A 23,011-nucleotide genomic window follows, 5' to 3' on the forward strand; every position below is an offset into this window, starting at 1 on the left:
GGGTGGGGTGTACCGGCAGCGGTGGGAATGGCACGCGATGCGTGGGGTTTATCGGCAAAGGTCGGAATGGCAGGGGAGGAGTCCGGCTTATCCCCTTCGATAACCACAGGCGAGGGCTGCGGCACGCTGGCAGCAAGGGGCACCCGAGGCTCCGCCCCCACTGCAACCGTCCCCAATACCGCTTCCATAGCCAAAGTCTTCCACCAGGGTGTGACAACGACAGCCACCCAAAAGCCCTATGTGGAAAACGGGAAAAGCCGCTCCGCCCTGTGCCGCTCCGCCCTGTGCCGCTCCGCCCCAAGCGGCTCCGCCTCCAGGCCGCCCTGTGCAAAGCGGAGCGGCGACGCCAAAGGAGGCGCCGCCGTCGCACGTTCTTAGGCGCGGGTGCCTAGCCCTCCGCAACTACCGCCACGCCGCCCGCCGGGACCCGCCCCGGAAACGGTTCGCCGGTCAGCAAATCCTGGCCGGATGCCTCTACGGCGGCATCCGAACGCGTGTGGTTGATCGCGAAAAGGAAGCCCTGCCCGTCGGCAGAGCGCCGCCGCACCAGTTCCACACCAGGGTCGGCCGCAGCAGCGGGGGCCACACCGGACTCTTCCAACAGCCGGTCCACCACGGAATCAATGCCGTCGGGATCGGGGAACGTGGCCAGGTACCAGGCCGCTCCCGAACCCACGGCCCGTCGCGTGAGGGACGGAACGCCTTCCAGCGGATACTCGGTAAACGCCTGCATGGCTTCCGCGCCGGCCAGGTGGACGTGCTCGCTCCAGATGGAAGAAACGGTCCCGTCGCTCAGCTTCAGCTGCGACCCGGCCAGCAATGGATGGAACTCCTCAACACGAACGCCCAGCAGCTCCCGGAAGGCCCCTGGATAGCCGCCCAGCCGGACGTGGTCCTTCCCGTCCGCGATCCCGCTGAAGTAGCTCACCAGCACAGTGGCGCCGGCGGAGGCCGCGGCGGAAATGTTGGCCGCGGCCTCGTCAGTGACGGTGTACAGGGTGCACACCAGCACGAGGTCGTATCCATCAAGGGAAGCGGAAGGGTGCACGAAATCCACGGACACGCCCCGAAGGAACAGCGAGCGGTGGAACGCCCGCTGCAGGTCCAGGTACCGCACGTCAATGCTCGGTTTGGAGTCGATCTCACTGGCCCACCAGGCCTCGTAGTCGAACACGATCGCAACCCGGGATTCCACTCGCGAACCGCGCACCGGAGCCAACCGCTTCAGGTCCGCCCCCAGTTCCACCACCTCGCGCCACACCCGGGTGTCCCGGCCGCCGTGCGGCACCATGGCCGAGTGGAACTTCTCCGAGCCGGCGAAGCTCTGCCGCCACTGGAAAAACATCACGGCGTCGGCACCGCGGGACACGTGCGCCAGCGAGTTGCGCAGCATTTCCCCGGGCATCTTGGGCCGGTTTCGCGGCTGCCAGTTGACGGCCGACGTCGAATGTTCCATCAGGATCCACGGGTCCCCTTCCGCGATGCCGCGGGTGAGGTCCGCGCTGAACGCGAGTTCGATGTGCCGCTCCGGATCGGCGGCCACGAGGTAGTGGTCGTTGGCGATGACGTCCAGGTCCTTGGCCCAGTCAAAGTAGTCCATGGACTTGGTGGCGCTGGAAGCCATGAGGTTGGTGGTGCACGGCACGCCCGGTGTGACTTCCCGCAGGACCGCCACGAGTTCGCGGTAGTAGTCCATGAGTACCCAGGAGCTGAAGCGCTGGAAGTCCAGTTGCTGCCCCGGATTCAGCGTGGAAGGCGCGGCTGCGGGCGGCAGGATCTCCTCGAATGAGCCGTAGTTCTGGGACCAGAACGCCGTGCCCCAGGCGGCATTCAAGGCCGCGATGCTGCCGTACCGCCGCTCGAGCCACAGGCGGAACGCGGCGGCGTCTTCCTCGCCGTAGAACTCCGAAACGTGGCAGCCCAGTTCGTTGTCCACGTGCCACAGCGCCAGGGCGGGGTGGTCCTTGTAGCGCTCCGCGAGCATCCGGGTGATGCCGCTGGCGTAGCGGCGGTAAACGGCCGACGACGGAGTGTAGTGCCGCCGTGACCCCGGGCCCAGCACGGTTCCGTCAGCCGTGACCGGGAGGATTTCCGGATGCTTCCGTACCAGCCATGCCGGGGGAGCTGCGGTGGCGGTGGCCAGGGCGACCTTGACGCCGATGCCGTGGAGGTTGTCCAGCACCTCATCGAGCCAGCCAAAGTCGTACTTCCCTTCGGCGGGTTCCAGCAGTGCCCAGGAGAAAATTCCCACGCTCAGGAAGTTCACGCCCGCTTCCCTCATCAGCTCCAGGTCCTCCAGGCGGACGCTGACGGGCCACTGCTCTGGGTTGTAGTCCCCGCCGTAGGCGATGCCTCCGATGTTGTTCCAGACGCTGGCCGGCTGGGAGATATCCTGCGAATCCATGGGACTCCTTCATCTAATGAGAGGGCTGTGGCACTGGGAGAAAACGTGTTCTTGGAAAACGCTTGCCCATATTCGTGGAAAACGCTTGCCCGCAGCCGGGAATGCCGATATTGTATCGATTCAGAAGCCGTGTAAGCCAGCTCACTACTCCCGTTGCAGGTGGGCGACAGCATTGCACAGATCGAGCAAGGAGGCTCCCATGATCAACAGAAGGCATTTCCTCACCACCGTGGCCGTCGGCACCGCATCTGCTGCGGCCCTCGCGGCGTGCGGAACGGGCTCCAGCTCTTCCGGAGGGGCCGGCACCGCCGAGAAGCCCGTCACCATCAATTACACCTGGTGGGGCAACGATGACCGTGCGGAGCGCACCCGCAAGGCCATTGCGCTGTTCGAGTCGAAGAACCCGGATATCAAGGTCAACGGCAACTTCACCGACTTCGCCGGGTACTGGCAGAAGCGTGCCACCGAAGCTGCCGGCGGCGGCCTGCCCGACGTTATGCAGTGGGACCTCTCCTACTTGCGGGATTACGGCCAGCGCAACCAGCTCCTGGACCTGGGTACCGTCAAGATCAACACGGATGCCTTTGACAAGTCCCTCCTGCCGTCCGGCCAGATCCGGGGCAAGACCTACGGCATCCCCACCAGCACCAACGCCTTCGCCGTCTACTACGATCCCGCCAAGCTGGCCTCCCTGGGCATTGCCGAGCCGGACGGCACGTGGACCTACAAGGAGTACAACGCCTTCCTCGCCGAAGTAGGCACCAAGGGCAACGGCGCGCTTTTCGGCTCCACCGACTACACCGGCGTCTGGTGGATGTTCAACATCTGGCTGCGCCAGAACAACATCCAAGCGTTCACTGAGGACGGCAAGCTCGGCTTCACCAAGGATGACCTGAAGAAGTGGTGGAACCAGACCGCCGCCCTTCGCGGCACCCCTGCCCTCGTCTCCGAAGAGCGCGTCACCCAGCTCGCCCCCAAGTCCCCCTTTGGCTCGAATGTCACCGCCAGCGAAGTCACCTGGGACAACTTCATGGCTGCCTACCTCGGGGACAGCGGCGCCAAGGAGCTCAAGCTTGTGCCGGTGCCCTCGGATGACCCGGACAACCTGGGCCTGTTCCTCAAGCCGTCCATGCTGATGGTGGCCAGTGCCAAGACCAAGTACAAGGATGCTGCTGCCCGCTTCATCGACTTCATGGTCAACGACCCCGAGGTGGGCAACATCTTCAAGACCTCCCGCGGCGTTCCGGCGTCGAAGACCCAGCGGGACGGCACCACTTTCGAAGGTACTGACAAGCTCGTCGTCGACTACGAAAAGTCGATCGAGCAGTACCTCAAGGACGCTCCCGAGCCACCCATCGTCGGTTTCGGCACCCTCGAGACATCCTTCAAGCGGGTCAGCTCGGACCTGAACTACGGCAAGCTGACCATCGACGGTGCAGCCGATTCCTGGTTCAAGGAAGCCGAAGACCTCATCAAGCAGAACGCCTGACCAGGCAGACTGACTGACCAAGACGTCCACAACTGACGGAATGAACCCGTGACCCAAAGCCCAACCCTGAGCAGGCGTTCGACGTCGTCCGCCTCCCCGCTGCCGCGCAAGTCGCGGCAGCGGGGGGTGGACGCCCGCGCCGGCTATACCTTCCTGCTGCCCTGGCTGCTGGGATTCATCGCCCTCACCATCGGGCCGATGATTTCCTCGCTGTATCTGTCCTTCACCAACTACAACCTGTTTGATCCGCCCAAATGGATCGGTTTCGACAACTACACCACCCTCTTCCAGGACGAGCGGTTCCTGCAGTCGGTGGGCGTGACCGTCAGCTACGTTGTGTTCGGTACCCCGCTCAAGCTCGCCGCCGCACTGGCAGTGGCGATGCTCCTGAACAGCAAGCGCCGCGGCCAGGGGTTCTACAGGTCCGCGTTCTATGCCCCGTCCCTGATCGGCGCCTCGGTGTCCATCGCGATTGTCTGGAAGGCCATGTTCGGCGATTCCGGCCCGGTGGACCAGGGCCTGTCCCTCTTCGGGATCAACCTGGGCGGGTGGGTGGGCAACCCGGCCATGACCATGCCGATGTTCATCCTGCTGACCGTGTGGCAGTTCGGCGCCCCGATGGTGATCTTCCTGGCCGGCCTGAAGCAGATCCCCAACGACCTTTACGAGGCCGCGTCCATGGATGGGGCCGGGCCGGTGCGGAAGTTCCTCAACATCACCTGGCCCATGCTGTCGCCGGTGATCTTCTTCAACCTGCTGATGGAAACCATCCACGCGTTCCAGATCTTCAACTCGGCCTACATCATCTCCAACGGTGAAGGCGGTCCGGCCGGCTCCACCCTTTTCTACACCCTCTACCTTTACCTGCGGGGCTTCAGCGATTTCCGGATGGGCTACGCCTCGGCCATGGCCTGGCTGCTCCTGATCGTGGTGGGCATCCTGACCCTGATCATCTTCCGCACGTCCAAGTCCTGGGTCCATTACAGCGGTGATGCAAAATGACAACCATGGCAACCCCCACCCAGTCCGCCCGCGACGCACAGGTGCCGCACTACAACCCGAAATCCGAATCAGCAGGTGCCAAGCGCGCCAAGAGCACCATTTTCCACGTCGTGGCGCTGGCACTCACGGCCGTGGTCCTGTACCCGGGCCTGTGGATGATCGCCTCCTCGTTCAAGCCCAATGCCGAGATCGGCGGCGCGAACACGTCGCTGTGGTCCAACAACTTCAGCTTCGACAACTTCGTCACAGCCATGGACGGGATCGGCGGGGTCTCCACCCTGCAGTTCTTCACCAACTCCCTGATCCTGGCCGTCGGTGCCGTGGTGGGAACCGTCCTCTCCGCGTCGGTCTCCGCCTACGCGTTCGCCCGGATCAAGTTTCCCGGCCGCAGCGTGTTCTTCGGCATGATGATCGCCACCCTGCTCCTGCCGTTCCACGTGGTGATCATCCCGCAGTACATCGTGTTCCAGCAGCTGGGCCTGGTGGACACGTACGTGCCGCTGCTGATCGGCAAGTTCCTCGCCGCCGACGCGTTCTTCGTGTTCCTCATGGTCCAGTTCATGCGCAACCTCCCCGGTGAGCTGGACGAGGCGGCAAGGATCGACGGCGCCGGCCACGTCCGGATCTTCACGTCCATCATGCTCCCGCTGATGAAGCCGGCCCTGATCTCCACCTCGATCTTCTCCTTCATCTGGAGCTGGAACGACTTCCTGGGCCCGCTGCTCTACCTGAACACCCCGGACAAGTACCCGCTGCCCCTGGCGCTGCGCCTCTTCGTGGACCAGACCCAGTCCTCGGACTACGGCGCCATGATCGCCATGTCCGTCCTGGCCCTCCTGCCCGTGCTGATCTTCTTCCTGGTGTTCCAGCGCTACATCGTCGAAGGCGTCTCCACCCAGGGCCTCAAAGGCTAGTGCCGGGAACCCGAGACAGAAAATGAGCGCCATGGACAGCACCACACCCGCCCCCGACCACCACGAACCCGTCCCGGTGAACCGCTTCGCATTGTTCTCCGAGACCCTCCTGGCCGGGGTGCTGGTCCTGGTGCTCTCCATCCCGCTGGTGACGATTCCCGCCGCGTACGCGGCGGGAATCGCCCACCTGGAACGGCACCTCTCCGGCCGCGACGATTCCGTCCGGGGCCTCTGGGGCACGTTCAAAGCTGCCCTGCCCGGCAGCTGGAAGCTGGGAATCACGACGGCGGCAGCCGCCGTCGTGATTGTCCTCAACCTGCTGCTCGCGTGGGTGGGGCAGCTGCCCGGCCGCGAAGTGGTCCTGCCGGCCACCCTGATCCTTGCCGCCGGGGCGGCCATCCTGCTGCTGCGCACCGCCGCCGGGTGGCCTGACGCCGCAGTCTCTTCAAAGGATGGCAAGAGTGCCTGGCGCTTGGCGCTCGAAAATGCCCAATCGCTGTCCGTCAGGGACTGGACCGGATCGCTCCTGCTGGCTGCCGCACTCTTCGGGGCAGTGGTTTTCGTCTGGATGCTCGCAGCACTCTTCGTGGTGGTTCCCGGCACCCTCATCCTCGCCGCCGCGGCGGTCAAACTGCGTTCCGCCCGCTGAACATTTTTCCTGGTCCTGCCCGCCACTATTGAGTTGAGTCCGACGTGTCTTCCGACCGCCAGCGTTCCGAACAGTCCGTCCATTCCCCGCAGGACCAGCCCCGGTGGTACCAGCCGCTGACGCAGCGGAACTACCGGCTCTTCCTGGCCCTGGTGTTTGCAGGGAGCGTGGGTGTGTGGATGCAGCGGCTCGCCCAGGACTGGCTGGTGCTGCAGCTGACCGGCAGTCCCGCCGCCGTGGGCGTGGCCGTTGCCCTCCAGTTCCTTCCCATGCTGGTGGTGGGGCCCCTGAGCGGCCTGCTGGTGGACATGTTTTCCAAGCGGCGCATCATGCTGGCCTGCCAGGCCGTCGTTGCCGTCCTGGCCCTGGGCCTGGCGGCCTGGGCGGCGACCGGCACCATCACCGTCTGGGCTGTCTACGCCAGTTGCGCTGCGCTCGGCGTGACGTCGGCCATCAACCAGCCTGCCATCCAGGTGTTCGTTAACGAAGTGGTAGGCGACGCCGCCCTCCGGCCCGCTATCGGCCTCAACAATGCAACCGGCCAGCTGGGCGCCATGGCGGGGCCGGCCCTGGCAGGAGTTGTCATTGCGCAGGCAGGAACGGCCGCGGCGTTCGCGGCGAACTCGTTGCTGTGCTTGCTGGTCCTCGGCCTGATCGCGGCCATCCGTCCTGCCGAGCTGCACACAAGCGTTCCGGTGGTTCGCGGGCAGGGCCAGCTCCTGGCCGGGTTCCGCTACGTCCGGGAACGGCCTCCGTTGCTGCTGGTCATTGCCCTGGCCGGGCTGTTGGGTGTGTTCGGCATGAACGGGCCGGTGGTCTTGGCGGCGTTCGCCGAGCGGGTGTGGCACAACGGCGTTGAAGGGTTCGGCCTCTTCAATACCGTCAGCGCCCTCGGTGCCCTGGCCGGAGCGCTCCTGGCAGCCCGGCTGAGAAGCCTGGGCCGGAAGGGGATCGTGGCCGCCGCCGGCCTGTTCGGGCTCTCCCAGTTGGTGGCTGCCCTGATGCCCGACCTCGTCCTCTTCACTGCGATGCTTGCGGTGGTGGGCCTCATGACCCTCCTGTTCCTGACCAGCGCCGCCACCGCGGTCCAGCTTGAAGCCGGGCCGGAAATCCGTGGCCGCGTGATGGCCCTCTACCTTCCGCTCCTGCTCGGCGGCCATGCCCTGGGCGGCCTCCTGGCCGGCTGGTTGACCGAGCAGTTCGGCGTGCGCCTCGGCTTGGTGGCCACCGGCGCCGGAGGCATGCTGTCAGCCGCCGTCATCGGATTCCTGCTCTGGCTGAACTCCCGGAAAACCTAAGCCCGCGTACGGCGCGGGTGCGGATCACCGGGATGGCGAGAACGTCCAGGTGCCGGCAAGGACGCGGAACTCCACCTTGGCTGCACCGCTGGCCGTGCCGCCGTCGGGATGCATGCCCGGTTTCGCGGCACTCGCCGGAGCGGAATGTTCGACGGCGGCATCCGCCGCAGCGTCCTTAGTCCGGGACGTGACCCGGTACCTGCCGGCCGGCAGCCGGACAACTGCGGTGGTTCCGGCCGGAATGGTGCATTCCAGCCGCACCAGCCCGTCTTCCCGGCTCCAGTTGGCCTCCACATATCCGTTCGCCGCAGGCACGGAGCCGCGGGCATGTTCCAGCCGGCACAGCGGTGGCTCGAGCACCAGCCCGCAGCCTCCCGGTGAGCTGTATCGGACGCCCAGCAGGTGTTCAAGGATCTCCTTGGCCACGGATGCCGACCAGGCGTGGGACTGGCTGTAGTCCGTTCCCTCCACCAGGTCCCACGCCTCCCAGGTGAAGGTGGCACCGCGGTCCAAAAGACGTGCCCAGCCGGGCTGGTCCTTGTCCGTCAGAAGGTCCAGCACGGCGTCCGTCAGCCCCTGGGAAAGGAGTGCGCGAACCAGGCGGTGCACGGTCATGGGCCCCTGCATCATGCCCAAGGCGGCGATCCGCCGGGCGTCAGAGGCCGCCAGTTCCGGCTCGGTGATGCCCAAGGACAGCGGAAAGGATGCGGCGTGCTGTGAGGCGTGCGAGCTGGGTGTGCCGTCGGCGTGCAGGCCGTCCACCATCACACCGTCCACGCGCAGGCGGGCGCGGATTGCGCCGGCCAGGTGCCGGGCAGACGAGGCGTAGCGGATGGCGGCCTCGTGGTCGCCCGCCAGGCTGCAGAGCCGGGACGTGGCGACGAGTGCAGAATAGGCCTGGGCGTTGACGGTTGTCTTGGCCGCGCACTCCATGTCGTAGCCGAACCGGCCGGGTTCGGGCCAGTCCACGATGCCGTGCAGGTAGGGGCCGGAACCGCCGCCCAGCCGGGTGACCAGTCCCGCCGTCGGACCATCTGCCGGAATGTGCCGCAGCGCGTAGTCCGCGGTGTTGCGGCAGTGCGGCAGCAGTTCCCGGACCAGGGCGAGGTCCCCGGTGCGCAGATGGTACTCCTCGGCCCACTCGGGAACCATGAGGGAGAAATCCGGGATGTCGCGCTTGCCGTCCCCATTGGGGTATACCGCGTTGTAGCGGCCCCGGTCTTCGCCGTCTGTCCAGTACCGGGCCGCCGACCAGCCGAACTCCCGCAGCGCCTGGGCGGTATAGGCATGTTCCCCGAAGAGCGCCATCGTGGCGTAGGAGATGTTCACGGCGTCCGCCAGGAACTGGCCCTTCTCCCGCGTAGGGGTGTCCACGAACTGCTCCTGGACGCCGAACAGTGCTGAGTCCCGCAGCAGCTTGAAGACATCATTCAGGGCGGGATCCGAACTGCTGAAGCTCCCCTCGCCCGGATGCCGGCCGTGCACCACCAGTGCGCCCAGCCGGTTCACCTCTGCGGTGTCCACGCCGGGAAGCTCAAGGTAGCGGAAGCCCAGGTGCACCGTGGCCCGGAACTGCTGCGGGCCCGCCGACTGCGTATACGGGAAGGACATGTCCGTGTTCTGGCTTGCCGTCCTTCCGGTGTCCACCCGTCCGTCGGCCCGGAGGGTGTAGCCGGTACGGATCATAAGGGTGCGGCCGGGAACGCCGTCCAGGAAGTCCACTTCGGGGCGCCCGGGAAGGACCTGGCCGAAGTCCGCCACCAGCGTGCCGTCGTCAGCCGCCAGAAAGGCCTTGGGCGCCGCGAATTCCTGGGCAAGGAAAGTGCGGCGCGGGTGCAGCCGGGGAAATTCCGGTGCCGGGTGGCCGCCGTAACTGATCGCGGCGGGCAGGTCATCGGCGGCGGAGGGAGCCGCGGCGGCAGCATGCCCGTCCAGGTGTTCCACGGGGTCGCCCTCGTCGTTGCGGTACCCGGACTGCCGGTAGGGCGCCTCGCCTGCGGTCCAGTCCGCTCCGGAGCCGAACACTTCCCGGCGGCCGTCCGTGTACTGCACGCTGATGTGGACCAGCAGGCCGGGCAGTCCGGCGGCGCGGCCTTGGCCCGGGCCGTACCAGTGGAGCAGGGCCGTCAGCGGAACAGCTGTGGCCGGAGGCTGGGCGGCGAGCAGCCCGGTGACGTCTGCGGCGTCGTAGTAGCCTTCGCCCGGATAGCCGAAGGATGTTGTGCTCAAGCAGGCGGTACCGGCCAGGGAGAGCTGCGCGTGGTGGTTCGCGGCCAGGAACACCCGCGCGCGGCGCACTGTACCGGTCAACGTCAGGGTGGTCCGGAACAAGGTCCATTCATCCGGTTGGCGGTGCGCCGTAGTGGAACTCCAGTGGGCCAGGCAGGCGCGGGCGTGGTCCCCGGCGGCGTTGAACTTGTGGTCCAGCAGCAGGGCGCCGGCGGTGGTGATGCGAAGGGACGCGTACTCGGCCTGGGTCCGCGGACCCTGGTGCAGGGCGAGTTTGCCGGCGGACCCGGCAGCGGCCGGCTCATGCACGGCCAAGAGTTCTACACCGTCCAGGGAGACTGTGATGGCCAGCCCGTCATCAGTGACCACCAGGTCCTGCCACGAGCCGGACGCCACGTCCTGGCGCGGCAGCCGGGCCGTGGCCAGCTCGGCGGTCTCCGGGGCGCCCGGGGCGGGAATGTCCCATTCCGGTGCATGCCGCAGGACCACCTCGCCCGCCGAGTTGAGTTCCAGCAGCAGGCCTGTGCCGGGTCCGTTGCTCCGCAGGATCAGTCCCGCCCATCCCATGGCCGGCCGGACGCGGGCTTCAAGGCGGAAGCTGCGGACAGGCGGGCAGGGAACCGGAAGGAACGGCGAGCCCGCCACCCGCAGGGCGTTGTCCAGGATTTCCAGGGGTGCGCGGCCGCCGGGCACCCTCCTGATCCAGTCCGCCTGCCAGGAAGGATCGGCAAGCCCGGTGCTGAAAGGCTGCGCCGCGGACCAGGCCCCGGGCATTCCTGTTGCGTCGCGGACCCGCACGCGCCAGGCATAGTCTGTGTCGTCGTCGAGCGCTGGCCCGCAATAGGGGACGCCCCGCTGGGCGGCGGAGGGGACCGGCCCCGAACTCCAAAACTTCACCCCTTGTGAGTCTTCCACCGTGATTTCAAAGCCGGTCTGCAGTGCGCGCGCCGGGTCTGCGCCCTCCTGCTGGGCAAGTTGCCAGCTGAAGGTGGGGCGCGGCGTGGCCGTCAGGCAGGCCGCGAGGCCGTCGGTCAGGAGGTTGACGGCGTGCAGCTGGCCGGTGGCGGTGGCTGGTGCTTTGCGTGCCGCGGCCTTCCCTGCCCACTGCCGGCGCATCAGGAAACCGGCAGGCTGAAGGCGTGAGGGGCACTGGTTGCCCACGGCAGGCCCAGCTCACTGAACGTGGCGTGCCCGCGGCCGGCACGGTCCAGTGCCGACTCGATGTCAAGGACGACGGCGCGGGCTGCTTCACCTGCCCCCTCCCACCGGACGTGCGCATCACCGATGGGCGCGGGCGGCGGAGCGGTCCGGACCGCTTCCAGGACCAGCATGAATGCGCCGCTGTCCAGCAGCGGGCTGGTCAGCGGGGTTCCGCCGTTCCGGTGCGCCAGGAGGTTCTCGGTGAGGTCGTCGCGGCCATAGGTTTCCTCGGAGGTGCCGGCCTCCGTGGTGACGCTCAGGCGGTCCTCCGTGTAGTGGAACACGGCAGTTCCGGCTGATCCCTGGAGGGTGACGCAGGGCTCCACCGATTCCGCCGCGCAGATGGTGAGGGCGCAGGTGATGGGCAGGCCGGACACCGTGCGGATACGGATCACTGAGGTGTCATCGGACTCGATATCGTTGGCACGGTACAGCTCGGTTTCCACGGACACCACATCAGCCGTGGTCCGTGCCCCGGCGATCCTCAACGCCGTTGCCACGGCATGCGCCAGGGGATTGGTGGCCACACCGTCCACCACGTCCACGCCGTTGATGCTGCGCTTTCCGGCCCACCGTGAGCGTTTGTAGTACGCCCGGTCGCGGACCCAGCGGCCCGTGGCCGAAATGCCCTGGAGCGTGCCGATGGTGCCGTCCGCCAGCAGGTCTTCGATGGCCTGAAGGGCATGCGAACCGAGGCTCTGGAACCCCACCTGGACGCTTCTGCCCGATGCCGCGGCTGCGTCACAGAGCCGGTTGAAGTCCGCCAATGACGCAACGGGAGGCTTCTCCAGATAGAGGTCCGCGTCTGTCCGCAGGGCCGCCAGCGCCAGCGGGGCATGGGTCTGGATGGGGGTTGCCACGATGACCAGGTCCAGCGTCCGGGTGGCGGCGAGCAGCTCGGCCAGCCCCGGATAGACCGCGGCCGACGGCGGGAGGGAACCGGCTTCCGGCGGCTGCGGGTCCGCCACGGCAATGAGTTCGACGGCGCCTGCCGCCTGGAGCCGTTCAAGGTTGCGGAGGTGGTGGGTGCCGAAGCCGTGCACGCCGACGAGGGCCACCCTGGCTGCCCTGCTGCCGTCCATGGCAGGCGCCCAGGCCCCGGCGGACGCTTCGGCGGGCGTTTCGGTGGAACGGGTGCCTCTTGGCGTTCCCATGGTTCTCCGTTCTGCCCGGCGGGCACTGGCCGTTGCGCGAGCAGGATTCAGCAAGCGCTTTCCACCAACCAGTGTGCGGGACGGGAAGGGTTGGAGTCCAGTTATGTAACGATTCAAAAATTGGCTTGACCCGACCGCCTCAGGGGGTCTAGATTTTCGAGAAACCGATTACTGGCGTGACGCGGACCACTACCGCCTTCGCCTCTGCAACGATGGAGAAATGGAGGGAGCTGCGCCATGCCGTCTGGATCCTTCAACGCCCGTGCCTACTCGTTCTTTGACACGCTCCTTTGGATCGCCTGCCTGAACCTGCTGTGGATCTTTTTTGCCCTGGCTGGCGCGGGCATCCTCGGTGCCGGTCCGGCCACCGCGGCCGCCCACATCGCAATACGAAAGCGGGTGCGGGGGAATGAGGCTCCGCTGGCTCGGAGCTTTGCTTCCCACTACTTCAGCAACTTCGGCAGAGCCAATGCCATCGCCCTGCCCGTCATGGGTGTGGCGGTAGTCCTGGCCATGAACTGGAACTACTTTTCGCGCTCCGGCGATGTCATTTCGCAGCTCGTTGCGGCAGGAATCTTCGTGGTGGCCATCTTCCTGGCCGGGGCAGCGTGCTACCTCTTTCCCATGTATGCGCGGTATGAGCTGCCCCTGGCCCAGTACCTGCTCACGTCGTCCCGTTTTGCCTTCCGCCATCTGGCTGGAACGGTCATCCTGCTGTTCATCTCCGCTGCCGCGTTCTATGCAAGCAGCACGATCCCCGGCCTGATCCCGTTCTTCAGCGTCGGCGCCTGGCTGTTCGTTACAGGCTGGCTGTGTGACAGGTTCTTCAGCGCCAATGACGAATCGGTCGCCACGGCGGAAGCGGCCGCCCCCGATGATGCCGTGCCGGTGGCCTCAGTGGCCTGACCCGTCGTACCCGCCAGCAAGTCCTGCGCCGGTGCTCCGGCCCCTTGCCGCCGTCGGCCTCACCGCACTACTGAAACGTATCAAAATCCCTATGCCATGCTCGCCAACCAACCCCGAAGAAGTGGAAAAGGAACAAGATGATTACCAGAAAACTCAGCCTGGCCGCCGCCGTCGTGACCGCCACGGCCCTGACACTGACAGCCTGCGGAGCCGGGGAAACCCAGTCCGCGGACCTGGCCGCCATCAACGTGATGGCCCCCTTCCTCGAGGCGCAGCCGCCCTCCGCGGACGGCGCCGTCCAACAGAAGTTGGAGGAACTCACAGGGAAGGACGTCAACATCGCCTGGACGCCTAACGCCTCCTATGAAGACAAGATGAACATCACGCTGGCTTCGTCCGAGATTCCGCACGTCCTGGTGGTGCAGAGCAAGTCTCCGGGCTTCGTCAAGAACGCCGAAGCGGGTGCCTTCTGGGACCTCACGGATAAGCTCAAGGAGTACCCAAACCTGAAGTCCACCTCCCCGGCGGTGGAGCGGAACGCCAGCATCAACGGCAAGGTCTACGGCGTTTACCGCGCCCGCAACCCGATCCGCTCGGCTGTCATGTTCCGCCAGGACTGGCTGGACAAACTGGGCCTGCAAGCGCCCAAAACCACCGAGGACCTCTACAAGGTGGCCAAGGCCTTCACGGAACAGGACCCGGACGGCAACGGCCAGAACGATACCTGGGGCATCACCATCCCGAAGTGGGGCGCATTGGGGTCCAACAGCCCCTACGACATGATCGAAACCTGGTACGGCGCCGGCAACCGCTGGGCCGAACGTGACGGCAAGCTGGTCCCGAGCTTTGAGACCGAAGAGTTCATCGAAGCCAACCGCTTCGTCAAGAAGATGGTGGATGAGAAGCTCATCAACCCTGACTTTGCCACCTTCGACGGGACCAAGTGGAACGAGCCCTTCTTCAACGGCAAGGGCGGCATCATTATCGACGTCGACTCCCGTGTCAGCGTGCTGATCAACCTGTTCAAGCAGGCCAACCCCAACGACTTTGAAAACAAGGTCGGCTTTGTCGGCGGGCTCGAAGGCCCGGACGGTGAACTGCACACACATCCCACCGACGGTTACTCCGGCTTCCTGGCCATTCCCAAAACCAGCGTCCGGACCGAGGCCGAGCTGAAGACCGTGCTGGAGTTCCTGAACAAGATGAACTCCAAGGAAACCGCTGTCCTGCTGAACAACGGCATCGAGGGCGTGAACTTCACGGTGGAGGACGGCAAGGCCGCCACCATCAAACCCGAGACCCCTGAGGGCAAGGTGGTCAACACCGATATCAAGAGCTACGCCCAGCTGGGAATGAACGTCACGGGCAACAACTTCTACCCGGTCAAGCAGGCCTCGGGCTACGAGCAGGAGGTCTTCGACAAGCGGGTCGAGGTCATGGCCGAGGACCTCAAGAGCGCGGTCTACAACCCGGCAGCAGCCTTCGTCTCACCCACGTATGTGGCCAAGGGCGCGCAGCTGGACAACATTGTGGCCGATGCCCGGATCAAGTACCTGGCCGGCCAGATTGATGAGCAGGGCCTGAAGGACGCCATCAAGCTGTGGAAGAGCAGCGGCGGCGACAAGGTCCAGGAAGAAATCAACAAGCTCTGGCAGGACAGCAAGTAAATGGCAGCCCCTGTCATTGACGCCCAGGCCGGGGAGCGGGCGCAGCCCGTCTCCGCTCCCCGGCCGCGGGGCAGGTTCTCCGTCCACTTCGCGCACTATAAGTGGCTGTACCTCCTGCTGCTGCCCGGCGTGCTCTATTTCGCCGTCTTCCGCTACGCCCCGATGTACGGGGTGTCGATCGCCTTCAAGGACTACGTCCCGTTCCTCGGGGTGAACGGCAGCCCGTGGGTGGGGTTCCAGCATTTCCAGGACTTCTTCGCCAACCCGGACTTCCCCCGGCTGCTGGGCAACACGCTGATCCTGGCGTTCCTGAACCTGGGTATCGCGTTCCCGCTGACCATCGTGCTGGCGCTGCTGCTGAACGAGGTCCGCCTCTCCATCCTCAAGCGCACCGTCCAGACCCTGGTCTACATCCCGCACTTTCTCTCGTGGACCATCGTGGCGTCGCTGAGTTTCCTGCTGTTCGCGCTGGACTTCGGCCCGCTGTTCCTGTTCCTGAACAACGTGATGGGCACGGACATCGACTTCCTGTCCGACCCTGCCTGGTTCCGGCCGCTGATCGTGCTCCAGGAGATCTGGAAGAACACCGGCTGGGGAACCATCATCTTCCTCGCCGCCCTGGCCACCGTGGACCAGGACCAGTACGAGGCCGCCATCATTGACGGCGCCGGACGGTTCCGCCGGGTATGGCACATCACCCTGCCCGGGATCCGCTCCACCATCATCGTGATGCTCATCCTCGCGATCGGGCAGATGCTCAACACCGGCTTCGAGCAGATCTACCTGATGACCAACGCCCTGAACCGCGATGTCGCTGACGTCTTCGACACCTACGTCTACTTCGTGGGCATCACCCAGGGCGCCTACTCCTATTCCACCGCGGTGGGACTGTTCAAATCCCTGGTGGGCATCGTGCTGATCTTCGGCACCAACGCCCTGGCCAAGCGGTTCAACCAGAGCGGACTGTTCTAATGAAGATTCACAACACCACCGGCGGCCGGATTTTCGACGCCGCCAACTACGTCTTCCTGGCCCTGATCGGCATCATCACCCTGCTGCCGTTCATCTATGTTTTCGCCGGTTCCTTCGCCACCGAAGCCGAGATCACCCGGCGGGCCTTCTTCGTCTGGCCCGAACAGTTTTCCCTGGGCTCCTACGAGTACATCTTCTCCACGCCCGCCTTCATCCGCGCCCTGGTCACCACTGTCCTGGTCACCGCCGTGGGCACCGGGGTCCAGCTGATCCTGACCGTCACCATGGCCTACCCGCTGGCCAAACGGAACCTCCGCGGCCGCAAGCTCATCCTGTCCCTGGTGGTCTTCGCCATGGTCTTCTCCGGCGGCATGATTCCCACTTTCCTGCTGGTCAAGGACCTCGGCCTGCTCAACAGCTACTGGGCCCTGATCCTGCCGGCGGCCATCAACCCGTTCAGCCTGATCATCATCAAGAACTTCTTCCAGGAGCTTCCCGCCGAGCTCGAGGAATCCGCCAAGATGGACGGCGCCACCGAGGTCGGGATCCTCTGGCGCATCCTGCTGCCGCTGTCCAAGCCGGTGCTGGCCACGTTCGCGCTGTTCTACGCCGTGGGCATCTGGAACGACTTCATGTCACCCCTGCTCTACCTCTCCGACAACTCCAAATGGACCCTGCAGATGTACCTGCGCCAGGTCACAGCCTCCTCCGACCTGCTCGGCACCGGAAACGTGGACCCCAACTACATCCCCCCGGAACAGGGCATCAAATTCGCGGTCATCGTGGTGGCAACCCTGCCCATCCTGGTCTTCTACCCGTTCCTGCAAAAACACTTCGCCAAAGGCATGCTCATTGGCTCCGTCAAGGGCTGATGGGGGAGCCGGACTACCAGAAAGCACAGCATGAAAATCCTGCTCGCCGGAGATTCCACGGTGGCCAACTGCCCCACGCATGAGTACCCCATGAGCGGCTGGGGAGCGCAGCTTGCGCCGCATGCCTACAGGCGGGCGGCCGTGCACAACTTCGCCAAGGGCGGGGCAAGCACGGAGTCCTTCCGGGAGGAGGGTCTGTGGGGCCGGCTGCTTTCGGAAGCAGCCGAGGGGGACCTGGTGCTGATCCAGTTCGGCCACAACGACCAGAAGAGGCAACACCTCGCGGCCCGCACCGGTTACGCGGCGAACCTGCGCACCATGGCCGGGGACGTGCGGAGCCGCGGGGCGCTTCCCGTCCTGTGCACCCCGGTGGAGCGGCGGCACTTCCTGGACGCGCCGCCGTCGGACGCTGCTGTGGAAGGGATCCTGGAGCCGAGCCTGGAGGACTACCCGGAGGTGGTCCGGGAAATCGGCCTGGAGCTGGGGCTGCCGGTGGTTGACCTGAACGCGTGGACGCGCGGGCTTTACCTTCGCCTGGGACCGGAGGACTCGGCGTCCCTCTTCTGCCACTTTGCGCCGGGCACGCACGCCTACTGGCCGGAAGGGCTGGCGGACAACACCCACTTTTCCCAGCCGGGAGCCGCCCTGGTGGCGGAGCATGTTGCCGCGGAGCTCCAGGAGCTGGGGCTGGTCCCGGACGGTGCGTTAAGTACGACGGCGGGACGCAGCTAAGTGGGCACGCCTGGCTTGGGAACGCCTGGCCCGGGGACGAAGGTGCTCTACAGCAACGCACTGACCGGGCCGGAGGATGTTGCAGACTGGGTGGCGGAAGGGCCGCTGAGCGTGGGCGGTCATGGCGGTGCGCTGGAACTTTCGGGTTCGCTGGACGACGCGGAATTCGGGGACCACGCGCACTGGACGTTCTGGTGCCCGGTGGAGTTCCCGGACGGAGTCCGGATCAGCTGGGAGTTCCTTCCGCTGGAGGAGCCGGGCCTGGCCATGCTCTTCTTCGCCGCCCGGGGGCACGGCGGGCGGGACCTGTTCTCACCCGGGCTCGCACCGCGGACGGGGTACTACCCGCAATACCATTCCGGGGACATCGATGCCCTGCACATCTCCTACTTCCGGCACAAATACGAGTCCGAGCGGGCCTTCCGCACCTGCAACCTGCGCAAGAGCGCCGGTTTTCAGCTGGTGGCTCAGGGTGCCGATCCGTTGCCGCCTGCCGGGGACGCGGTGGACTTCTACCGCCTGGAGGTGGAGAAGGACGGTCCACGCGTGGCTTTTTCCATCAACGGGTTGCCGCTGCTTGAGTGGCAGGATCCGTCCGGCAAGGTGCTTGGGGCCGGCTACCTGGGCTTCCGGCACATGGCCCCGCTCCGGGCGGCCTACCGCAACCTGGTGGTGGAGGAACTCTAGCTAGGGAGCGGGATCCGCCTTGTGTTTCGTCGGCCGGTAACCGGCGAGTTCGGCGCGGACGTCACCTTCCTCGTGCTGGCCCTTCTCCTTGCCGAACGGCAGGGCCTTCAGCAGCGGGTGCAGGACGGCCATCACGGCGAGGCCCCACACGAGTCCCAGGACGGCTGAGCACAGGGTGTTCACGAGCCAGGCCAGGAGGCCGCCAATGCCCGCGATTCCGGCGACCGGGGCCTCCAGGGCATGGACCAGGTCATACGGAAGGTGCCAGCCGAGGTCGTAGGCCCCCTGCAGCATGATGTGGCCGCCAACCCACAGCATGGCGACTGTCCCGATCAGGGTGATTGCAGCCAGCACGGCGGGCATCCCCTTGACCAGCAGCTCGCCGAAGCGTTGCGAGCCCGCAGATTCCTTGGCGGCCAGGTGCAGGCCAATGTCGTCCATCTTGACGATCAGTGCCACCGCACCGTACACGAGCACGGTGATGGCGAGGGCCACGACCACCAGGATGACAGCCCGGGCCCAGATGGATTCGGCCGCCACCTCGTTCATGGAGATGACCATGATCTCGCAGGACAGGATGAAGTCTGTGGTGATGGCGCCCTTGACCACCTTCGCCTCCGCCTCCGGACCCCGCTGGACCGCCGGCGCTTTTTCGTCCGAGTGGTCCCGGCGGAGCTTGTGCCAGACCTTCTCGGCACCCTCGAAGCACAGGTACGTGCCGCCCAGCATGAGGATGAACGGGATGGCCCACGGGAGGAAGGCGCTGATGAGCAGCAGGGCCGGGAGGATGATCAGCAGCTTGTTCCGGAGCGAGCCCCAGAAGATCCGCTTGATCATCGGCAGTTCGCGGGACGGGTCAGCCCCGGACACGTACTGCGGGGTTACAGCGGCGTCGTCGATGACCACACCGGCGGCCTTGGCTCCTGCCTTGGCGGCTCCGGCTGCGACGTCGTCAACCGACGCGGCGGCGATGCGGGCCAGGGCCGCGACGTCGTCCAGCAGGGCGACGAGGCCGCCGCTCACAGACCGCTCCCGCAGTGTTCGCGTTCCGTCGGCTGGGCTTGGCTGCCTGGGTGCAGGCGCGTGATCGGCATGCTGAGATTATACGGGGGGCGGGCAGCCGTACCGGCCCGGCTCCGCTGCGCACGGCCAGCATTCCTTCGACCTTTGTCCCCAGCCGCGGCCGGTCAGGCCCCGGCGACCGGGAGCACCATCAGGTAACCGGTGGGCAGTTCGCTGCTCCAGCGCCGCGGCTCGCGGACCACGAATTGCGTTGCCAGCTCCTCCGGGGTGAGCAGGCTGTTGGGCGCGGGCGACGGGCCCCACTGCCCGCTGCCGTGCGGGTGGAGCGGATCCTGGACCCGGACGCCGGTGACGGAGAAGTCCTGGAACCGGGCGGGATCGCCGATCGACTCGAAACCGCTCATCACCCATGCGTGGCGGCCGCGCCACATGACCAGCCCCACCGGCCGGCCCGTGGCGGCGATGGCGCGCGCCGCCGTCCGGAGCGCGGTCCCGTAGTCGGCGATGCTGACCACCGTGTACGGCCCCATGCCAACCTCCGTCAGCACCTGCGCCCACCCGAGGGGGTTGGCGCCGTTGAACGAGTTGGACGATCGGGCCCGGGCCATCTCCCAGAGTTCTCCCTGCTGGGTGGAATCCGCCCACGTGCCGCCGCCCGTGTCGTCGATGAGGTTGTGGGCCATCTGGATGCTCGCTGCCACACACCAGTCAAAGGTGTACTGCGGCACGAAGTCGCCCTCCTGGTAAAGGTTGAGGGCGAACGGCTGGGGTTCCGGCGGTGCCGCGGGTACCGGCGGCGGGGCGGGCGGAGCCGCTGACGCCGGTGGCGGGGCGGTCAGGGCGGCCGATGCCGGCGCCGGGGAGGCCGGGCTCGCTTGCCCGGTAACGGCGTCGTTGATGCCGACGGCGGGCGTGCAGGCCCCGAGGAAGGCTGCCAGGACGAGGAGCCAGGCCAAGAGACGGGGGCGGGCGCCGGTCATGCTTCAGTCTAGCGCCGCGCGGCGGGGCAGGCCCTGGCCCGAGGCCCGGTTCGCGCCCCGACGCCGGCCAGGAACCCGGGCCCTCAGAAGGCGTACCGGATGCGGCAGTATGGTGCGATCCTCCCAACCAGGGCGGTCAGTTGCCGCACGTAGCCGGCCTTGGTTCCGGAGCGGTAGCGGACGTTGGTGAAGCCGTTGGATGAGACCTTTGCCTCTTGGAGGTCCGGGCGCCACAGCACGCTCTCGGCCTGCGGATGCCAGCCGAGGTTGACCTCGTGGAGCCGTTCATTGTGCGTCAGGAAGATGACTTCCGCCGCCAGCTGGGACTTCGCAGCGGCACTCAGCGTCGCGTCGAGTTGGCAGAGCAGCTCCTCCCAGTCGCTGAGCCAGGTGTCCGTAATGATGACCGGGGAAAAGTTCACATGCACCTCATAGCCGGCAGCGACGAAGTCGTTGATGGCCGCCATGCGTTCGCCCACCGGCGAGGTCCTGACGTCGATCGACTTCGCCAAAGCCGCGGGCATAAGGGAAAAGCGGATCCGGGTGTGGCCGCCGTGGTCCCAGCCCAGCATCGCCGGGTTGACGTACTTGGTGGCAAAGGACAGCTTGGCGGTAGGCAGGTCGCGGAAGAGCGTGACCAGATCTTCCACGTTGTCGCTGACAAGGGCGTCCACGGAGCAGTCGCTGTTCTCACCGATGTCGTAGACCCAGAACTCCGGATCGCACTGGTTGGGCTCAAGCTTGATGCCTTGGCGCGTAACGTGGCGCTCCAGTGACCCCGCGATCTGGTCGATGTTCGCGAACACCGTGACGGGATTGCTGTACCCCTTGTGCCGGGGCACGTAGCAGTAGGCGCACGCCATGGCGCAGCCGTTCGCGGTTGAAGGCGCAATGAAGTCTGCGGACCTGCCGTTCGGCTTGACGGTCAGCGCTTTCTTGACCCCGAGGACCAGCGCCTCCGTTTTGATCCGGGACCAGCGCGGCACGTTCGTTTCATCACCGTGCACTGCCGGGATGTTCCAGTGGTTGTCGACAAGCACGACGTCGGCGTCCGGCCACCGTTCCACGATGTCCCTGCCCCGGGGCAGCTCCAGTGCGGCGGGCTGCGCGTAGATGCGGCGGATCTGCAGCAGCCGGTTGAAGTCCATGATGGCCATTCTTGCAAGTCGCGGGGATGGCCGCGGGCAGTTAAGCCCAGGGCCTCGCCAGGCTATGGTCTCCAGCGCCAGTTCCTCAACAGCCACGGCAAATCCATCCATGTCGAACCAGTCAACCGGCAATGCCTCCTGCGTTGGCACACAAGGCCGGCCGCCGCCTCGGAGGCATACGGCAAGATAGGAAGATCATGGGAGTGCGCCTAGGGAGGGAGGCAGGTTATGGAGCCTGTAATTGTCGACGGCGGCAAGGGAACGGTGGAGCTCCGCTCCGACGGCATCATCCACCTGATTTGGGAACCCAGGGTCCGGATAGAACTGCAGGACGCACGGGCAGCCATGGCTGCCGTCAACCAGATAGCGGGGGACAGCACTTACCCGATGCTGGTGGACATGGCCACCACCGAGGACGTCACCAGGGCAGCCCGTGCTGTCTTTTCCATCCCGTGCGCTGCCAACCGGATCGCGCTGCTGGGAGCAAGCCCGGTAGACCGGATCATCGCAAACTTCTTCCTGGGCGTGCACATCCCGCCCTGCCCCACCCGTTTCTTCACCTCCCGGACAGAGTCCATGAAATGGCTGCAGGAAGGTGACTGACCGGGCGTTGCCTGCCAACCGGGCAATGCCTACTTAACCGGGCGGTGCCACATCAGCCGCCGGCGGAGGTCCCCGTGCTCTGCCGGACCACCAGTTCCGGCGTGAAGACCACCGAACGGTGCGTGGGGTTCCGGGACCCCACTTCTTCGGCGAGAAGTTCGATTGCCGTGCGCCCCAGCGCCTCCGTGGGCTGCCGGATGGAGGACAGCGGAACCACGGCCGAGACGGCGAAGTCAATGTCGTCATAGCCAATCAGCGCAACGTCCTCGGGGATGCGGAACGTGTGGGTCATGGTCAGGGACTGCATGACCCCCAGCGCCAGGAGGTCGTTGGCGCAGAAGATGCCGTCCGGCAGCTTTTCCCGGCCCCGCTCCACCAGTGCGTTCCCCACGCTTCGCCCGGCCAGGACCGTCATGGCGTCCGATGCCAGAACCTCCAGCGACGCGTCGGGTTCTTCCTTGACGGCACGCTGCGCGCCCTGCAGGCGGTCCGCCACCTGCCGGATGGAGGTGGGGCCGCCCACAAAGGCCAGCCGACGGCGGCCGGTGTCCAGCAGGTGCCGCGCGGCCAGGTACCCCCGGCGTCGTCGTCCACTGCTACGGAGCTGAACTTTGCCTCGTCAGCCAGCCGGTCCACCAGTACGGTGGGCACGCCGCGCTCGCGGAGGAGGTCAAGGCGCTCCGTCACGTCACCCACCGGCGAGATCAGCAGTCCCTGGACACGCTGTTCCTGGAAAAGATCGATGTAATTGGCCTCCCGGCCGGCGTCGTGGCCGCTGTCCCCAAGCAGCACCGCACTGCCGTGCAGGGCAGCGGCGTCCTCGGCCGCACGCACCACGGAGGTGAAGAACGGGTTGCCGACGTCCAGGACGATCAGGCCGATGGTGCGGCTGTGGCCGGCGCGCAATTGGCGGGCTGCGTCGTTACGGACGAACCCCAACTCATCGATCGCCTTGAGTACCCGGTCCTTGGTCCGCTGCGAGACCCTGTCAGGGTAATTCAGCACGTTGGAGACCGTGCCCACCGCCACGCTGGCATGGTTGGCGACGTCCTTGATACTGGCTGAGCGGTTCATGATTCTCC

General features: G+C 66.1%; 18 protein-coding genes and 1 pseudogene. 12 read left to right on the forward strand and 7 right to left on the reverse strand.

The annotated features are described in order from the left end of the window. Positions 1 to 388 precede the first annotated feature (388 nt). Positions 389 to 2,404 carry a beta-galactosidase gene (locus tag GK109_RS13660; protein ID WP_157241196.1) on the reverse strand — a complete coding sequence of 672 codons (2,016 nt, stop codon included), beginning with the start codon at positions 2,402 to 2,404 and terminating at the stop codon, positions 389 to 391. A 199-nt stretch (positions 2,405 to 2,603) separates the two neighbouring features. Here GK109_RS13660 and GK109_RS13665 point away from each other — a divergent pair, with 199 nt between their 5' ends. Genes GK109_RS13665 through GK109_RS13685 form a run of 5 tightly spaced genes read left to right on the forward strand, consistent with a single transcriptional unit; the run spans position 2,604 to position 7,756 of the window. After that, positions 2,604 to 3,893, forward strand: a complete 1,290-nt coding sequence (locus GK109_RS13665; protein ID WP_157241198.1) for an ABC transporter substrate-binding protein — start codon at positions 2,604 to 2,606, stop codon at positions 3,891 to 3,893. 48 nt (positions 3,894 to 3,941) lie between these two features. Further along, complete coding sequence (locus tag GK109_RS13670) at positions 3,942 to 4,895, forward strand: sugar ABC transporter permease (RefSeq protein WP_321214359.1); 954 nt, start codon at positions 3,942 to 3,944, stop codon at positions 4,893 to 4,895. After that, complete coding sequence (locus GK109_RS13675; protein ID WP_157241200.1) at positions 4,892 to 5,809, forward strand: carbohydrate ABC transporter permease; 918 nt, start codon at positions 4,892 to 4,894, stop codon at positions 5,807 to 5,809. The genes GK109_RS13670 and GK109_RS13675 overlap by 4 nt, the downstream gene beginning before the upstream one ends. Positions 5,810 to 5,831: 22 nt before the next feature. Further along, positions 5,832 to 6,458 (forward strand): Poxvirus protein I5, encoded by a 627-nt coding sequence (locus GK109_RS13680; protein ID WP_157241202.1) that lies wholly within the window; start codon positions 5,832 to 5,834, stop codon positions 6,456 to 6,458. 44 nt (positions 6,459 to 6,502) lie between these two features. Then, on the forward strand, positions 6,503 to 7,756 hold the full coding sequence (locus GK109_RS13685; protein WP_321214356.1) for an MFS transporter: 1,254 nt from the start codon (positions 6,503 to 6,505) through the stop codon (positions 7,754 to 7,756). A gap of 24 nt (positions 7,757 to 7,780) precedes the next feature. On the opposite strand, the gene GK109_RS13690 is transcribed toward GK109_RS13685, so the two are convergent. Next, on the reverse strand, positions 7,781 to 11,101 hold the full coding sequence (locus GK109_RS13690) for a family 78 glycoside hydrolase catalytic domain (RefSeq protein ID WP_157241204.1): 3,321 nt from the start codon (positions 11,099 to 11,101) through the stop codon (positions 7,781 to 7,783). Beyond that, positions 11,101 to 12,339: a Gfo/Idh/MocA family protein gene (locus GK109_RS13695; RefSeq protein ID WP_157241206.1), complete on the reverse strand. Its 1,239-nt coding sequence runs from the start codon at positions 12,337 to 12,339 to the stop codon at positions 11,101 to 11,103. Before GK109_RS13695 ends, GK109_RS13690 begins: the two co-directional genes overlap by 1 nt. A 237-nt stretch (positions 12,340 to 12,576) precedes the next feature. On the opposite strand from GK109_RS13695, the gene GK109_RS13700 reads away from it, so the two are divergent. From GK109_RS13700 to GK109_RS13725, 6 genes are all read left to right on the forward strand, one after another. Next, the gene (locus GK109_RS13700) at positions 12,577 to 13,245 is read left to right on the forward strand and encodes a YesL family protein (RefSeq protein ID WP_157241208.1); all 669 of its coding nucleotides are present in this window, start codon (positions 12,577 to 12,579) and stop codon (positions 13,243 to 13,245) included. A 137-nt stretch (positions 13,246 to 13,382) separates the two neighbouring features. Next, positions 13,383 to 14,912, forward strand: coding sequence for an extracellular solute-binding protein (locus GK109_RS13705; RefSeq protein ID WP_157241210.1), 1,530 nt, complete (start codon positions 13,383 to 13,385; stop codon positions 14,910 to 14,912). After that, positions 14,913 to 15,884: a sugar ABC transporter permease gene (locus tag GK109_RS13710; protein ID WP_157241212.1), complete on the forward strand. Its 972-nt coding sequence runs from the start codon at positions 14,913 to 14,915 to the stop codon at positions 15,882 to 15,884. Further along, positions 15,884 to 16,756, forward strand: coding sequence for a carbohydrate ABC transporter permease (locus GK109_RS13715; protein WP_157241214.1), 873 nt, complete (start codon positions 15,884 to 15,886; stop codon positions 16,754 to 16,756). The genes GK109_RS13710 and GK109_RS13715 overlap by 1 nt, the downstream gene beginning before the upstream one ends. Before the next feature lie 30 nt (positions 16,757 to 16,786). After that, on the forward strand, positions 16,787 to 17,488 hold the full coding sequence (locus GK109_RS13720; protein WP_157241216.1) for a rhamnogalacturonan acetylesterase: 702 nt from the start codon (positions 16,787 to 16,789) through the stop codon (positions 17,486 to 17,488). A 42-nt stretch (positions 17,489 to 17,530) separates the two neighbouring features. After that, positions 17,531 to 18,175, forward strand: a complete 645-nt coding sequence (locus GK109_RS13725) for a DUF1961 family protein (protein ID WP_321214350.1) — start codon at positions 17,531 to 17,533, stop codon at positions 18,173 to 18,175. Here GK109_RS13725 and GK109_RS13730 read toward each other — a convergent pair whose 3' ends face one another. The 3 genes from GK109_RS13730 to GK109_RS13740 all read right to left on the reverse strand — a co-directional run bounded on the left by GK109_RS13730 (position 18,176) and on the right by GK109_RS13740 (position 21,326). Further along, positions 18,176 to 19,198, reverse strand: a complete 1,023-nt coding sequence (locus GK109_RS13730; RefSeq protein ID WP_321214349.1) for a DUF808 domain-containing protein — start codon at positions 19,196 to 19,198, stop codon at positions 18,176 to 18,178. A 164-nt stretch (positions 19,199 to 19,362) separates the two neighbouring features. Beyond that, a complete protein-coding gene (locus GK109_RS13735) occupies positions 19,363 to 20,178 on the reverse strand; it encodes a hypothetical protein (RefSeq protein ID WP_157241220.1) in 816 nt (271 codons plus the stop codon). A gap of 83 nt (positions 20,179 to 20,261) precedes the next feature. Next, the gene (locus tag GK109_RS13740) at positions 20,262 to 21,326 is read right to left on the reverse strand and encodes a spore photoproduct lyase family protein (protein WP_157241222.1); all 1,065 of its coding nucleotides are present in this window, start codon (positions 21,324 to 21,326) and stop codon (positions 20,262 to 20,264) included. Positions 21,327 to 21,554: 228 nt separating this feature from the next. Here GK109_RS13740 and GK109_RS13745 point away from each other — a divergent pair, with 228 nt between their 5' ends. After that, positions 21,555 to 21,929 carry an STAS/SEC14 domain-containing protein gene (locus GK109_RS13745; RefSeq protein ID WP_157241224.1) on the forward strand — a complete coding sequence of 125 codons (375 nt, stop codon included), beginning with the start codon at positions 21,555 to 21,557 and terminating at the stop codon, positions 21,927 to 21,929. 52 nt (positions 21,930 to 21,981) lie between these two features. Here the strand turns inward: GK109_RS13745 and GK109_RS13750 are convergent. Next, positions 21,982 to 23,003: pseudogene (locus GK109_RS13750) on the reverse strand (LacI family DNA-binding transcriptional regulator). Between the last annotated feature and the right edge of the window lie 8 nt (positions 23,004 to 23,011).

Source organism: Pseudarthrobacter sp. GA104 (assembly GCF_009741265.1).
GTDB lineage: Bacteria > Actinomycetota > Actinomycetes > Actinomycetales > Micrococcaceae > Arthrobacter.

What these genes read in the sequence shown, in the direction of transcription:
- GK109_RS13675 (WP_157241200.1), top strand. Translation starts at nt 4,892, where the DNA reads ATGACAACCATGGCAACCCCCACCCAGTCCGCCCGCGACGCACAGGTG.
- GK109_RS13710 (WP_157241212.1), top strand. Translation starts at nt 14,913, where the DNA reads ATGGCAGCCCCTGTCATTGACGCCCAGGCCGGGGAGCGGGCGCAGCCC.
- GK109_RS13700 (WP_157241208.1), top strand. Translation starts at nt 12,577, where the DNA reads ATGCCGTCTGGATCCTTCAACGCCCGTGCCTACTCGTTCTTTGACACG.
- GK109_RS13745 (WP_157241224.1), top strand. Translation starts at nt 21,555, where the DNA reads ATGGAGCCTGTAATTGTCGACGGCGGCAAGGGAACGGTGGAGCTCCGC.
- GK109_RS13695 (WP_157241206.1), bottom strand. Translation starts at nt 12,339, where the DNA reads ATGGGAACGCCAAGAGGCACCCGTTCCACCGAAACGCCCGCCGAAGCG.
- GK109_RS13690 (WP_157241204.1), bottom strand. Translation starts at nt 11,101, where the DNA reads ATGCGCCGGCAGTGGGCAGGGAAGGCCGCGGCACGCAAAGCACCAGCC.
- GK109_RS13740 (WP_157241222.1), bottom strand. Translation starts at nt 21,326, where the DNA reads ATGGACTTCAACCGGCTGCTGCAGATCCGCCGCATCTACGCGCAGCCC.
- GK109_RS13735 (WP_157241220.1), bottom strand. Translation starts at nt 20,178, where the DNA reads ATGACCGGCGCCCGCCCCCGTCTCTTGGCCTGGCTCCTCGTCCTGGCA.
- GK109_RS13680 (WP_157241202.1), top strand. Translation starts at nt 5,832, where the DNA reads ATGAGCGCCATGGACAGCACCACACCCGCCCCCGACCACCACGAACCC.
- GK109_RS13665 (WP_157241198.1), top strand. Translation starts at nt 2,604, where the DNA reads ATGATCAACAGAAGGCATTTCCTCACCACCGTGGCCGTCGGCACCGCA.
- GK109_RS13720 (WP_157241216.1), top strand. Translation starts at nt 16,787, where the DNA reads ATGAAAATCCTGCTCGCCGGAGATTCCACGGTGGCCAACTGCCCCACG.
- GK109_RS13660 (WP_157241196.1), bottom strand. Translation starts at nt 2,404, where the DNA reads ATGGATTCGCAGGATATCTCCCAGCCGGCCAGCGTCTGGAACAACATC.
- GK109_RS13715 (WP_157241214.1), top strand. Translation starts at nt 15,884, where the DNA reads ATGAAGATTCACAACACCACCGGCGGCCGGATTTTCGACGCCGCCAAC.
- GK109_RS13705 (WP_157241210.1), top strand. Translation starts at nt 13,383, where the DNA reads ATGATTACCAGAAAACTCAGCCTGGCCGCCGCCGTCGTGACCGCCACG.